Raw genomic sequence first — 14,584 nt, 5'->3', positions numbered from 1 at the left:
TAGCTCATGCTTAACACCATTCAGTTAAGAGTTTCTTCTCTTAACTGGATAGCGGGTTTTGTTAATTCGAACGGTCCTACTTTTGGGCCGTTTTCGTTTTTTGGGCAAGATAAATTGCTTAACGTTTTCCCTCATTGCTTTGAGCTTTTTAGGGATTGTTCCTGGCGATGCAATTGCGCACCACATCAACTCATCCTGTATATAGCGCATCGCCATTACAAAGCTAATCCGTAATGGTGACACTTCTGCCTCTTTAGCGATTTGGCTTATTTCAACTCGGATCAAGTTGTACGCTATCAGTAATCCCCAAATCTCCTGATAAATGCCTTCAACTGTCTGACTTCTTAATAAAATACTCTCATCAAGTTGATATTGCTTGATTTCTCCATAGCCATTTTCTATCTCCCAGCGTTCGAAATAGACATCTAATATATCTTGAGAGGAGTATTTGCTTCTATTGGTTAATGAACTCAGCACACCTGTAATATGATTGCCCTGGGATTTTTCTTGATAGGTCACTAGTCTCGCATGCCACTTTTCAGGTAGCTCTGGGTTCTTTTTTCTCGCTTGTGGTGATACTGGCATCTCAACTAGATAATCGTTGTCAGCGTATTGCTCGATGACTTCAAAGCGTGTATTACTTTTGAGTGGTGTAAGCCAATGGCTATTCTGGTTGGCTCCCCACCAACTTGTCATAAGATCTGCACTAAAGTAACAACTATCAAAAATAGTGAGAGAATTAGCTGGAACTGATCCAATTAGCTCTCGAGCATAACTAATTTCCCCTTTACTACACGGACCAAATTTTACATTTCTTATCATACGACTTCGTAATGACATGAGTGCGCATAAGCGGGCTACTGGGTATACGGACTGCTTCCTATGCTGATTACTGATATAGCCAAAATGCTCTGAATTCTCGGTATTTTCTGCACATCTAAATGTCGTTCCATCAACAGAAAATAACTGAAGACCATGCCATGTATCTTGGCTGTCTTCCCTATGACACCAGTGTTTAGAAGTGATATCAAAAAGGGCTTTAAGGGGAGCGGCTGTCAGTCGCTGTCTAGCTTGCGGGATAGCACTTGGTGCAACGGTTTCTCCCAACTTATCAACTAACGTTAAGTCGAGCTTGGAGACGACTTCAGCGATGGAACGATTTCGGTAGAGGCCAATTCCAACGATGAGCCAAACGACTAATTCTGCTGGAAGTTTTCTGCGCCTAATACTTGCTTTGTTGGTTAGCTCCAAAGCTTGTTCAATCCATTCCAACGGCAATTCTTTTTGAAAGATAGATAGTTCTTCGGGGGCGACAAGTAATTCAGTATCAATAAGCCAGTTAGACAACATAAAAAATGACTCCGTTCAAAAGAAGGAGCCATTTTCGTAGGATCATTTTTGCTGTCAACCGATCAGTTTCTTAACTGATCGGTGTTAAGCTCATGCTAGGCTTTTTCTTGTTTCAAATGTTTTAAAAATCAAAAACTAGAACTGGATCAAAATCTTACTTAAATTGCCTTGTTATTATAGTAGTCATTTAATTGGCTGCTTTAAATAACAGTACCGATGTCTTATTGGTATTCTGAAAAACATCAGCCTTTTAAAGCTGCTCGCCGTATTAACAAGCCATTAAACCACATATATTAATCTATCAATGATATTGATCTTTTTATTTTACAAAGACTATTAGGGGCTTATTCTTTAATGAAATACTCACTAAAACAAATAATGGTGTTTGACGCAGTAGCTAGTTTAGAGAGTGTTAGCGCCGCAGCCCGAAAACTGTCGATGACTCAATCAGCGGTTAGTATGTCACTTGGACAATTAGAAAATCTATTGGACCGCCCCTTATTTATCCGCCAAGGTAATCGCCTTACCCTGAGCCATTGGGGAAATTGGTTACGCCCCAAAGCAAGAAAGCTGCTTCAAGACGCCCAACAAATAGAGTTAGGGCTACACGAACAGCATCTTATCAGCGGAATATTCCGGTTATGTTCAAGCCAAACAGCAGCTGAACATCTACTTCCAGAACTTATCAGTAAAATTGATACTGACTTCCCAGAGCTTAGAATTGCTCTCACTGTGGAAAATACTGAACATGTAGTAGAAGGCTTACTTAATTATCAATATGACTTTGGCATTATTGAAGGCCGCTACGATGACAGTCGACTCCACCAAGAGCAGTGGTTAAATGACCATTTAGTCGTGGTTGCCTCGCCCCATCATCCTTATGCGCGTTATGAAACCACCAGCGTTTCTCAGCTAGAGCAGGCTAAGTGGGTACTTCGTGAGCAAGGAGCTGGCACACGACGGATTTTTGAAGGTGCAATTCATGGGGTAATTGAAACACTCAACGTATGGAAAGAGTATGAACATGTTTCCTTACTAAAGGCGCTGGTTAAAAATGGTCCCTATTTAAGTAGTTTGCCATTCTTAGATGTCGAAAAAGAGGTCTCTAATGGTGATCTTGTTATTCTATCGACACCACAACTTAATATGCATCGTCACCTGTCATTTGTGTGGCGCTGTGATGCGGGAGAGAACCCATTGAGGGACTGTGTGATTACCCAAGCTCGAAAAATGAGTAAACATCGTCAGAACCATAAACTTTATAAATAATGTGAGTTTGTACAAATAATAAATGAGACCTTAGCCCCATTTATTATATTGACCATCGCGCACCTCATAGGGCCCACCCAAAGCCCAGGTTAACAATGTAAAGTTCACAATATAAGATTAACAAGAATAAACAGTCGAGATTTTCGCAGCGATGGCCTCTCTTGAAATGATACCAATTAACTTACCTTGAGCCACTACGGGGAAGCTGCTTGGTTTACTGGCATAGGCATGGCGTAAACGCTCCTCATAGCAGGCAAAAGTACTACCAGTAAATATCCCCATATCATTAACAGGAAATAGTTTATTTCTATCCACGACCATTAATTCAATTAAATCTGTAATAGTGTCATTTGGTGCGACAGTTAGCACATTTTTTTGCATTAAGTCCGCCACTTTATATGATATATCGCGCACATACTCTTGCGACCATAAACTGCGTAATAGATCCTGCTGCGACACAAAGCCAAGAAGCCGCCGCTGACTGTCAATAACGGCGGCCCCGCGCTCACCTTTATCAGACAAAAGCTTAAGCCCTTCATATACTGATAATTCTGCCGTTAAGGTAAATGGGGCAGTATTCATGACTTGACTAACAAGTAGTTGTTTAATCAATTTTGGCATAGATATTTCTCCAGAAGACGTTGCGGATAAAATTTGCGGTTCAGTTAATGTTGATAACGTAGAGTTGTGTAAATTTAATGAGTGAGATAATGACAAAACACAATCAGCTAACGCTGGTGTTGCGGTATGAAGCGTTTTTTTATGGGGAGCTGCCCCTTCGATAAGCCAATAACCTAGACCAACTATGACTCCTCCCCCGACAATATTACCCAGCGTCACTGGAATTAAATTATTGACAATAAAATGACTCAAGGTTAAATCACTAAACTGGGCAGCTGTTAAGCCGGCAACAGCAAAATACTCAGCTGAAGCAAAGTGAGTAATCGCAATACCCAGAGGCACCATAAACAAATTAGCAATACTGTGTTCAAAGCCGCTACTAACAAACATCGCCACGGGTAGAATCAATAATAATGCCTTGGTTAGTGCATCTTTCGTCACAAAGGTCATCCAAATTCCTAAGCACACGAGTAGGTTGCACAATACGCCCAGCGCAAAAGCTTGCCCCCAACTATGGTGTAATTTATGCTGAGCAATATTTAGTGCATTAACTCCCCAGCCCCCACTGTCTAGCTCATACATTTTTGCAATCATAATTAAAGCAACCATCAGTAGTGCTCCTATTAAGTTGCCAAAATAAACCCTTGCCCAACACACCATTAGCTCCTTAGTGCTAACTAACTTTTGGGCCCAGGCAAGACTAACTAATACCGAGCTGGTAAATAATTCACCACCGCAAATAACGACTAGAATTAGCCCTAAACTGAAAACCAAGCCACCAACTAATCGAGTTTCACCCCATGAGCCAGTTGTTCCAGTGGTGACAGTGATATAAAACACAAAGGCTACTGCGATAAAGACTCCTGCAAAAGTCGATAAGCCTAAAGACTGCCATGCTGATTTGCTGACTTTCTCCATTCCATAGTCTTCTGCTTGCTGATACATATTTGCTTCAATATAACTCGACGTAGTTTGCGCATTATTGGTATTTATATACTCAATAGGCTGATTATGATTTGGGGCCTGCCCCATCGATGCAGCTGAGCTAGACCCAAAGGAGTTCATAAATTGACTCCTTGTTGCCTTAAAAATAATTGAGCTGGATTATTAGACATTTGCCCTCCAATGCTTAGACGGTGTAACTAACTTTGATGACACTTACCGTATCTCGATTGAGAGCAAAATAAAATCTGATAATAATGAATGTATGTATCAATAATATTGATGCAAACATTATCAACAACCACAGCCGACATAAGTGTTAGCCATTGTTTTATAACGATTCTTATATTAAACCGGCCTATCCATACATTAATGGCATCATTAATTGACTAAGCTCAAGATATTCTGTCATTCACTAAATTGCTTGTAAGGTAAGTCGTTCGAATTAACTGTGATTTAACTGCAACATGCACGTCTGATTTAACATTCACAGCACCAGTTCACGACAAACTGTTAGCTGTGTCTCAAATCAATAAATCAGTAGCGTCAAGTTTATTGATACATAATGCTTGCGCAACTTTGCTATGTTAAAATCCGGGAGGTAAATTGGTCTTACCAATAAAATTCGATTTAAGGCTTACTACCCGCTCATCATGACGGTTATAAATTTACGATGATGGGCAAGTTTTTCACATTTAAATGACGACATTTCAGCCAAGTGATTGGGTCGATTCTATGTATTTTGTTGAAGTGATCATTAATAGGTAAACACTTTACCCTTTTCAGAGAAAAAAATTATGTCAGAAACAGTCAAAAGCAATGATATGGAAGCCTCTGAGTTAACTTATAAAGAGCTTCACCGTCCCGCGTCAGAGTTTAATAGCCGTGAAGAGTATTTAGATCATGAATTAAAGATTATGAAACCTAAGCGCTGGGGGCTCAATTTACCCGGTAGAGATTTTCGTTTTGAATGGGAGGATTTAGTCCCAGCTATCGCAGGCACTATTGGTATAACAGTAATGTATTCAGCCGTCATGGCGGCTTGGGCATCAGGCTTAACAGAACGTTGGGACCATATTAACTTAGGCGCAGAATTCGCCATTCAAGTTGTTCGAGTAGAAATGCTCATTCCTGCGTTACTCTTTTGTATTATCAGTTCTGGATTTATTAACCCTCGTGCTAATTTGGCTGGTAATCATGGGCCGATGATCCCTTTAATTGGGGCAATTGCCTTAGCTGGAGCTCACCCACTTGCTTTAGCTATTTTACTGGGGATATTTGGTCTGCTGCTGAGTTACTTTAAAGGCGGTTCTAAATTAGTTAACCTCACCTCAAGCGGCGTCGCGGGTGGCTTGCTGGTATTTCTGGGGTTTATGGGCGCAAAAAGCCAAATCAGCTCTTTATTTGAATGGGCTGGCGAATTACAAACAAAGCATCAACTCGATTACAGTTTAGGTTATGTTGCTTTCTTTATTCTATTAGCCAATGTTATTTTATATGCTTACCTAGCAAAAGTGGGTAAACGTTGGCTAGCCATTCCGTTATGTTCCATCTCTGCCATTGCACTTGCATTTGGTCTAGGAGCAGGATTAGATTTACAGTTTGTGACAGAACCTGGCATTCCAAATCTTAATCCTGTTTATTGGTGGGGGTCAACCGAACATGGCTGGCAGTTAGGCTTACCCAATACGGCACACTTTATCGCTTCATTACCTTTTGCCATTTTAGCCGTTGCAATGTGGTCACCTGATTTCCTTGGCCATCGTATTTTCCAAGAACTGAATTATCCAAAAGGTTCTGAAAAAGTGCTAATGGATGTGGATGACACTATGACGACTTGTTCACTTCGTCAAATCGTCGGCACTGCTGTCGGTGGCGGTAATATTACCTCCTCTTGGGGGACTTATATGATCCCCGCTGCCATTGCTAAACGCCCTATCCCTGCAGGCGCAATTCTATTAGGTATTCTATGCATTATTGTGGCGATAATCGGTTATCCAATGGATGTCACCGTTTGGCGTCCCGTCATGTCGATTGCTTTATTGGTGGGGGTATTTTTACCTCTGTTAGAGGCTGGTATGCAAATGGTTAAAGACACACAAAACAGTCAGGCCGCAGGCATCTGTATTTTTGCGGCTTTTGTTGCCAACCCCGTATTAGCGTGGGCTTTAACCATGTTTCTGGATAATAATGGGCTTATTGGTGATAAAGAAAGAGCTAAGAGTTTATCTGTTACTGATCGTCTAATTATACCTGGACTTGCTTTTATCATCTGCTTAGCAGCTATGTTAGCAGTAGGCATGATTCAAGGTATTCCCGCTTTGTTATAAGCTATCTATTCACTAAGCAGCTTAGTGGTGCAATCTACCAAAAGAGAGCAGATGCTCTCTTTTTTATTTCTCCAACCGTTGGCGAACCTTAATATACTCAAACATTGTTAATCATAGGCGGCATAACTTCATTACAATATCTATTATTAATACGAGTTAAAATTGGCAAACTAAGTAATTTTAAGACCTGCTACAGAGAGTCAAACAAGCAAAAAATGATAGCTAGTTAACAGTTTTAAATATAGGCCAACTGATTTTAATGCGGTTGCTATATAGGTATGATAATATCATTAGGTAAATTGGTCTTACCAATATTAAAGTAAATTTTTATAAATGATTTTTTTGACGTCCTCAAAGTTATAATCAGCACGTTCATTTGACGTCAATTAATCCATGTGGCTATTGTGGTTGTTTGTGAATTGACCATTCAACTATGCAGCCTAAAAGAATTTCTGAGCCTGTTAGCCTAGCTATTTAACTCATTAAAAAAAGCTAAATAGCATAACAGAGTGACATACCGATTCATTAAGTTTAAAGGTAAAATGACATGACTGATAAAACAACGGTTTTTGCAAATGCGTGGAATAACTTTGTCGCCGGTGACTGGAAAACACAAGTCAACGTTCGAGATTTTATTCAGCGTAACTATACTCCTTATGAAGGTGACGAATCCTTTCTAGCCGGTGCCACCGACGCGACTTTATCTTTGTGGGATAAAGTAATGGAAGGTATCAAGCAAGAAAACACCACTCATGCCCCGATAGATTTTGACACAAAAATGGTGTCAACTATCACCTCTCACGATGCCGGTTACATTAATCAAGAACTTGAAACCATAGTAGGCTTACAGACAGATGCCCCACTTAAACGTGCCATGTTACCTAATGGCGGCATTCGTATGGTTGAAGGCTCATGTAAAGCTTATGACCGCGAATTAGACAGTGATATTAACTACATTTATTCAGAGCTACGTAAAACCCACAATCAAGGTGTATTTGATGTTTACACCCCTGAAATTATGGCTTGTCGTAAATCTGGCATATTAACTGGATTACCTGATGCTTATGGCCGTGGCCGCATCATTGGTGATTACCGTCGTATTGCCTTATACGGTATCGACTATTTAATGCAAGACAAGCTTGCCCAGTTCACGTCTCTACAAGCACAAATGGAAGCGGGTGACGATCTCAATAACGTTATCCAGCTTCGCGAAGAAATATCTGAACAATATCGTGCATTAACGCAAATGAAAGTGATGGCCGCTAAGTATGGCTGTGATATTTCAGTACCCGCCTCGTCAGCGAAAGAAGCTATTCAGTGGACCTATTTTGGTTATTTAGCCGCAGTTAAGAGCCAAAATGGTGCGGCAATGTCTTTAGGGCGTACCTCATCATTTCTAGATATCTTTATTGAACGTGATATCAAAAATGGCATCATTACTGAACAACAAGCTCAGGAAATGGTTGACCATTTTGTGATGAAACTGCGTATGGTTCGTTTTTTACGTACCCCTGAATACGATGAACTATTCTCTGGCGACCCTATTTGGGCAACAGAATCTATCGCAGGTATGGGTGTAGACGGTCGTACTTTAGTGACTAAATCAAGTTTCCGTTTCTTACATACTCTATACAATATGGGCCCAAGCCCTGAGCCAAACATCACCGTATTGTGGTCAACGAAATTGCCACAGGGCTTTAAAAGTTATTGCGCAAAAGTCACTATCGATACCAGCTCAATCCAGTATGAAAATGATGACTTAATGCGCCCAGATTTCCAATCGGACGATTATGCTATTGCCTGTTGTGTTAGCCCTATGATTGTCGGTAAACACATGCAGTTTTTCGGTGCTCGCGCTAACTTAGCCAAAACCATGCTTTATGCTATTAATGGCGGCGTTGACGAAAAGCTTAAAAAACAAATTGCCCCAAAAACCGCAGCAATTACTGACACAGTGCTAGATTTTGATGATGTAATGACGCGTTTAGATTCGCAAATGGATTGGTTAGCGACCCAATATGTCACCGCACTTAATAGTATTCACTTTATGCACGATAAGTATTCTTATGAAGCTGCGTTAATGGCATTACACGACCGTGATGTTCGTCGTACTATGGCCTGTGGCATTGCCGGTTTATCGATTGCAGCTGATTCACTTTCAGCGATTAAATATGCCAAAGTAAAACCTATTCGTGATGAAAGTGGTATTGCCGTCGATTTTGATATCGAAGGTGATTATCCAAAATTTGGTAACAATGACTCACGCGTAGATGATATTGCCTGTGACTTAGTTGAGCGTTTTATGGCAAAAATTCGCGATAAAAAAATGTATCGCAATGCGATACCTACTCAATCAATTTTAACCATTACCTCTAACGTGGTTTATGGTAAGAAAACCGGTAACACGCCAGATGGTCGCCGCTCTGGTGCGCCTTTTGCGCCAGGTGCCAACCCCATGCATGGTCGTGATGAAAATGGCGCTATTGCATCATTAACCTCTGTGGGCAAGCTACCCTTTGAGCACGCACAAGACGGTATTTCTTATACCTTCTCTATTGTGCCCAATGCGCTAGGTAAAGAAGATAGTACGCGTCGCAATAACCTTGCAGCATTGATGGATGGCTACTTCATGCACAATGATCATCAACAAGGTGGTCAACATTTGAACGTTAACGTGATGAACCGTGAAATGCTTGAAGATGCGATTATCAATCCAGACAAGTATCCACAGCTCACCATTCGAGTGTCTGGTTACGCAGTACGTTTTAATGCCCTTACCGCAGAGCAACAACAAGACGTTATCACCAGAACCTTCACTAAAGGTTTATAAACTCTGCTAAAATTAGCTGTATCGAATATTCGATGCAGCTTTTTTATTGAACATTGGTTTATTACTCTCATTTATAAAGGGTGTTAAATGGCAACGGGACGCATCCATTCCATCGAATCATTTGGCACAGTTGACGGTCCAGGTATTCGCTATATTGCTTTTATGCAAGGCTGCCTAATGCGCTGCCAATACTGCCACAACCGTGATACCTGGGACCTAGAGGCGGGTAAAGAAGTCACTGTAAATGAGCTAATGTCGCAAATTATCACCTACCGCCCCTTTTTAGAAGCCAGTGGCGGTGGAGTTACTGCAAGTGGTGGTGAAGCCATTTTGCAGGCCGAATTTGTCGCTGAGCTTTTCAAAGCCTGTAAAGACCAAGCTATTCACACTTGTCTTGATACCAATGGCTTTGTCCGAAAATACGATCCTGTTATCGATGAGTTACTTGATAGCACTGATTTAGTGTTGCTCGATATTAAACAGATGGACGACCCTACTCACATTTTACTGACTAAAGTCAGTAATCAACGCACATTGCAATTTGCTCAGTACCTGGCAACTCGAGGGCAAAAAACCTGGATACGCTATGTGGTGGTCAATGGTTTTACCGATGATATTGAATCGGCAATTAAGTTGGCTGAATTTATCAAGCCCATGACCAATGTGGAAAAAGTAGAGTTGTTGCCGTTTCACCAGCTAGGTGAACATAAATGGCAAGCCTATGGCGAAGCATCGCCTCTTGCTAATTTATCACCGCCAAGTGAACAAACCATGTTATCCATTAAACAAGTATTCACTGACCGTGGTATTGAAGCTATTTTTTAATTCGATGCTTGCAGTGTTAGGTAATGTTAGCGCATGTAACTTATAACTCATCCCAATAATGCTTATCCAATCGGTTAAAGGCAATATTAAGTAAGCTAGCAAAATCTAAGTAACACGCTTTGGCACCTAGTGGTTGGCAATTAACGCCCATTTGGTTGAGTTTTTGGCTAAGCTGATTGCTCCAATCAAACAAACTTAATGGCAATGGATGACGCGAACGCCAACCAAGCCAGAGCAAGCCTTGAATAGGTAAACTAATAATAAACAGGGTCATTGCCAAAGTTTGGGGTAAATGATCCCAACCTAAAACATAAATTTGGCTAAATGCAACAAATAAGGCAATAACTGGCATTGCCCAAAAAGCGGTTTGAGTCGCTTTAACGACACGGTATTCGGGAAAATAAAAGCCTAACTGGCGCACCATGGGCCAAGTGGACATGTATTTTTTACCGTCGCGAATGAGCGTGACAACATTGAGTACCAAAGAGAATTACCTAACATGGTGGAACATGCTTAAACAATAGCATATTGAGTAAGTTTGTCCCAAATAAACAGCCAAAATGATGTTGGCTAACACACGATACCAATGCACTGCCTAACATCGATTATGCGGCGCACTCTTTAAAATTTTTGATTAAGCTTAGTAAGGTCTAATTATGTCAGATAACCTAGTGTCAGATAATTTAGTATTAGTTTTAAACTGCGGCAGTTCATCGCTAAAATTTGCCGTTATTGGCGCACAGTCGGGTGAAGAGCACATTTCAGGTTTAGCGGAATGCTTTGGCCTTGAGGACTCGCGCATTAAATGGAAAGCTCAAGGCGGCAAAAACGAAGCAAAGTTAGGCGCATTTACCGCACATCGTGAAGCCGTTGAATATATTGTTAAAACTATTCTAGCGGGCCATCCAGAATTAGCCGCACAGATTAAAGCCATTGGTCATCGTATTGTTCATGGTGGGGAAAAATTCACTCGTTCAGTGATTATCACTCCTGATGTCATTCAGGGTATTGAAAACTGCGCGTCACTTGCTCCGCTTCATAACCCAGCGCACTTAATTGGTATTCGTGCAGCAATGGCATCATTTCCAACACTGCCACAAGTGGCGGTGTTTGATACCGCATTTCACCAGTCTATGCCTGAAAAAGCCTATATTTATGCTCTTCCATATAAATTGTATCGTGAGCATGGCATTCGTCGCTATGGCATGCACGGTACCAGTCATTTTTATGTCAGTCGTGAAGCGGCAAAAGTATTAAATAAAGACATTGCCGACACCAATGTTATCGTCGCACACTTGGGCAATGGCGCATCGGTTACAGCGATTAAAGGCGGTAAAAGTGTTGATACCTCAATGGGGTTAACCCCACTTGAAGGTCTAGTGATGGGCACACGTTGTGGCGACTTAGACCCATCGATTATTTTTTCATTTAGTCAATCAACTCGGATACACCCTAACTGAAGTCAACAACCTGTTAAATAAGCAAAGTGGATTACTGGGGATTTCAGAACTGACTAATGATTGTCGTGGCATTGAAGAAGGCTATCAAGATGGCCACAAAGGCGCGACATTAGCATTAGAGATTTTCTGCTATCGTTTAGCCAAGTATATTGCATCATACACTGTGCCACTAGGACGATTAGACGCGATAATTTTTACCGGTGGCATTGGTGAAAACTCTGACTTAATTCGTGCCAAAGTATTGGATTTATTAGCTATATTCAACTTTAAAGTCGATGATACTAAAAACAAAGCTGCTCGTTTCGGCCACGAGGGGATTATTACTGCTGATAACAGCCCTGTGGCTATGGTTATTCCAACTAATGAAGAGTGGGTTATTGCTGAAGATGCGGTTAAATTAATATCAGCTAGATAGACTCGGTTAAAATAAATACAGATAACATAACACTAAGCAAACTCGGCTTTAAAGGTTTAGCTTTAGTCATTAAGAATTTATTGAGGTTTATATGTCTCGAAATATTATGCTCGTTCCGATCGGTATCGGCGTGGGCTTAACATCACTCAGTTTAGGTATGGTGCGCGCGCTTGAACGTAAGGGCTTAAAAGTACAATTTTTTAAACCTATTGCACAAATACGCTCTGGCGATAAAGGCCCTGAGCGATCGACCACCATTTTAAGCAAATCGCCCACGGTTAATCCTTTAGAGCCATTTGGTATGGAGCACGCTGAAGCGTTAATCCGCTCAGAACAAACCGATGTGCTAATGGAGCAAATTATTGCACGGGCATCAGAGTGTGCCACCAATACTGAAATTATTGTAGTTGAAGGGTTAGTACCTACCCGCAGCCACCCATTTGCCGATGATATTAACTATGAGATAGCCAAAGCACTTGATGCTGATGTGATTTTCATTGCAACGCCGGGGAATGACACCCCTAATGGCTTAATGAACCGCTTAGAAATCGCCTATAACTCATGGGGTGGTGCTAAAAACAAACGCGTAATTGGTTCTATTATTAACAAAATTGGCGCTCCTACCGATAACGAAGGTCGCACGCGACCGGACTTGTCTGAAGTATTTGATCATAACAACGTTAAAGTGGGTGATACCGCTGGTATGTTTCAGCTACCAGGAAAAAGTCCACTGCGTATTCTGGGCAGCGTACCCTTTAATTTAGATTTGATTTCCCCTCGTGCATCGGATTTAGCAAAACACTTAAATGCCAGAATAATCAATGCGGGTGAAATGCATATTAGACGTATGCGCCGAGTGACCTTCTGTGCCCGTTCAATTCCTAATATGGTAACCCATATTAAGACCAACTCATTATTGGTCACCTCTGGTGATCGATCTGATGTTATCGTATCGGCCTGTTTAGCGGCAATGAATGGTGTCAAAATTGGTGCATTACTGCTAACCGGTGGCTATGAGCCTGAACCTGAAATCATGAAGTTGTGCGAACAGGCATTCGAAACAGGTTTACCGGTATTCTTAATTGACAGCAACACCTGGCAAACCTCACTCAATATTCAACGTTTTGATCATGAAGTACCTGTAGACGATGCGGTTCGAGTTGAGAAAGTACAAGAATATGTCGCCAGCCATATCGATCAAAGCTGGATTGAAAGTGTCACTCAGGATTCAACTCGCGAACATCGCTTATCACCACCCGCTTTCCGTTACAAACTAACCGAATTAGCTCGTGCTGCGCGCAAGAAAATTGTGCTACCTGAAGGCGAAGAGCCACGCACCATTAAAGCTGCGGCTATTTGCGCTGAACGTGGTATTGCCCGTTGTGTATTGTTAGGCAACAGAGAAGAGATTCTTCGTATTGCTTCGGTTCAAGATGTGGTGCTAGGTGAAGGGGTTGAAATTATCGACCCAGAAACCGCACGTGAGAAATACGTCGAACCTATGCTCAATATTCGTCGCCATAAAGGCTTAACGGAAGTGGTAGCCAGAGAGCAACTAGAAGATAACATGGTACTCGGTACTATGATGTTGGCTGAAAATGAAGTGGACGGCATTGTATCTGGTGCAATTAATACCACAGCCAATACGATTCGTCCGCCATTGCAGTTGATCAAAACAGCACCAGGTTCAAGCTTAGTCTCTTCGATATTCTTTATGCTGATGCCAGACCAAGTGCTAGTATACGGCGACTGTGCTATTAATCCAGATCCCAATCCTGAACAGTTGGCAGACATTGCCATTCAATCTGCAGAATCTGCTGCTGCATTTGGTATTGAACCTCGTGTCGCTATGATAAGTTATTCAACCGGGACTTCAGGTACTGGCTCAGATGTTGATAAAGTACGTGAAGCAACACGTATTGCCAAAGAAAAACGTCCCGACCTCATTATCGACGGTCCACTTCAATATGATGCCGCGGTAATGCCGAATGTCGCCTTGTCTAAAGCACCTAATAGCCCTGTTGCAGGTAAAGCCACAGTATTTATTTTCCCGGATTTGAATACGGGCAACACAACCTATAAAGCGGTTCAGCGTAGTGCCGATCTAGTCAGTATTGGACCAATGTTGCAAGGCATGCGTAAACCTGTAAATGACTTATCTCGCGGCGCATTAGTCGATGATATTGTTTACACTATCGCATTGACGGCTATTCAAGCTGCACAAAATGAAGCTAAAGCTAAATCTTAGCAAACATTCAATTTTATCGCTTCAAAGCTATTATTAAAGCTAACAAAAAAGCACTGCTAATAAGCAGTGCTTTTTAATATCTTTTAATAATACGTAAAAGGCACTTTTTAACCAAGAAATATAGCCAAACAAAAACAATGACTTAGGTTACCATCATTAATCCATTCACATACTTGTCCACAGATTCTGTGGATAACCTTTAAGATGTAAAAGTTTACTCGCAGTTATAAATACTGCAATTAAAGGTGAATACATTGTTTACACCAATTCACCATAGCAATTTATAGACTTACC

At 41.3% G+C, this 14,584-nt stretch carries 8 protein-coding genes and 1 pseudogene; 6 read left to right on the top strand and 3 right to left on the bottom strand.

Going from position 1 to position 14,584, the window contains the following annotated elements; translation table 11 throughout:
- Positions 1 to 24: 24 nt before the first annotated feature.
- Entirely contained in the window at positions 25 to 1,350 is a 1,326-nt protein-coding gene (locus tag ACRWQM_RS06625; protein ID WP_434926060.1) for an IS4 family transposase, read from the bottom strand.
- A gap of 354 nt (positions 1,351 to 1,704) precedes the next feature.
- Between ACRWQM_RS06625 and ACRWQM_RS06620 the strand changes: the two genes are divergently transcribed.
- Positions 1,705 to 2,619, top strand: coding sequence for a LysR substrate-binding domain-containing protein (locus ACRWQM_RS06620; RefSeq protein ID WP_434931642.1), 915 nt, complete (start codon positions 1,705 to 1,707; stop codon positions 2,617 to 2,619).
- Positions 2,620 to 2,736: 117 nt separating this feature from the next.
- Here the strand turns inward: ACRWQM_RS06620 and focA are convergent, their stop codons facing one another.
- Entirely contained in the window at positions 2,737 to 4,305 is a 1,569-nt protein-coding gene (focA, locus tag ACRWQM_RS06615; protein ID WP_434931641.1) for a formate transporter FocA, read from the bottom strand.
- Between the two features lie 674 nt (positions 4,306 to 4,979).
- On the opposite strand from focA, the gene ACRWQM_RS06610 reads away from it, so the two are divergent.
- The 3 genes from ACRWQM_RS06610 (at position 4,980) to pflA (ending at position 10,167) form a co-directional block, all read left to right on the top strand.
- Positions 4,980 to 6,512, top strand: a complete 1,533-nt coding sequence (locus ACRWQM_RS06610; RefSeq protein ID WP_434926499.1) for a DUF3360 family protein — start codon at positions 4,980 to 4,982, stop codon at positions 6,510 to 6,512.
- Between the two features lie 547 nt (positions 6,513 to 7,059).
- Positions 7,060 to 9,342 carry a formate C-acetyltransferase gene (gene pflB, locus ACRWQM_RS06605; RefSeq protein ID WP_434931640.1) on the top strand — a complete coding sequence of 761 codons (2,283 nt, stop codon included), beginning with the start codon at positions 7,060 to 7,062 and terminating at the stop codon, positions 9,340 to 9,342.
- 87 nt (positions 9,343 to 9,429) lie between these two features.
- Positions 9,430 to 10,167, top strand: coding sequence for a pyruvate formate lyase 1-activating protein (gene pflA / locus ACRWQM_RS06600; RefSeq protein ID WP_434926501.1), 738 nt, complete (start codon positions 9,430 to 9,432; stop codon positions 10,165 to 10,167).
- A 40-nt stretch (positions 10,168 to 10,207) separates the two neighbouring features.
- On the opposite strand, the gene yfbV is transcribed toward pflA, so the two are convergent.
- Positions 10,208 to 10,651, bottom strand: coding sequence for a terminus macrodomain insulation protein YfbV (yfbV, locus tag ACRWQM_RS06595; protein ID WP_434926502.1), 444 nt, complete (start codon positions 10,649 to 10,651; stop codon positions 10,208 to 10,210).
- A 187-nt stretch (positions 10,652 to 10,838) separates the two neighbouring features.
- On the opposite strand from yfbV, the pseudogene ackA reads away from it, so the two are divergent.
- Positions 10,839 to 12,042 (top strand): annotated as a pseudogene (gene ackA, locus ACRWQM_RS06590) (acetate kinase).
- Between the two features lie 91 nt (positions 12,043 to 12,133).
- Positions 12,134 to 14,290, top strand: a complete 2,157-nt coding sequence (gene pta / locus ACRWQM_RS06585) for a phosphate acetyltransferase (protein ID WP_434931639.1) — start codon at positions 12,134 to 12,136, stop codon at positions 14,288 to 14,290.
- Positions 14,291 to 14,584 lie beyond the last annotated feature (294 nt).

Origin of the sequence: Shewanella sp. HL-SH5, assembly GCF_051163755.1 — a bacterium.
Taxonomy (GTDB): Bacteria; Pseudomonadota; Gammaproteobacteria; order Enterobacterales; family Shewanellaceae; genus Shewanella; species Shewanella glacialimarina.
The sequence above is the reverse complement of the archived record's forward strand: the minus strand, read 5'-3'. Positions and strand labels throughout refer to the sequence as shown.

Bases quoted from the DNA above. Each gene is read 5' to 3' on its own strand.
- ACRWQM_RS06610 (WP_434926499.1), top strand. From the start codon at position 4,980: ATGTCAGAAACAGTCAAAAGCAATGATATGGAAGCCTCTGAGTTAACT.
- ACRWQM_RS06620 (WP_434931642.1), top strand. From the start codon at position 1,705: ATGAAATACTCACTAAAACAAATAATGGTGTTTGACGCAGTAGCTAGT.
- focA (WP_434931641.1), bottom strand. From the start codon at position 4,305: ATGAACTCCTTTGGGTCTAGCTCAGCTGCATCGATGGGGCAGGCCCCA.
- ACRWQM_RS06625 (WP_434926060.1), bottom strand. From the start codon at position 1,350: ATGTTGTCTAACTGGCTTATTGATACTGAATTACTTGTCGCCCCCGAA.
- pta (WP_434931639.1), top strand. From the start codon at position 12,134: ATGTCTCGAAATATTATGCTCGTTCCGATCGGTATCGGCGTGGGCTTA.
- pflB (WP_434931640.1), top strand. From the start codon at position 7,060: ATGACTGATAAAACAACGGTTTTTGCAAATGCGTGGAATAACTTTGTC.
- pflA (WP_434926501.1), top strand. From the start codon at position 9,430: ATGGCAACGGGACGCATCCATTCCATCGAATCATTTGGCACAGTTGAC.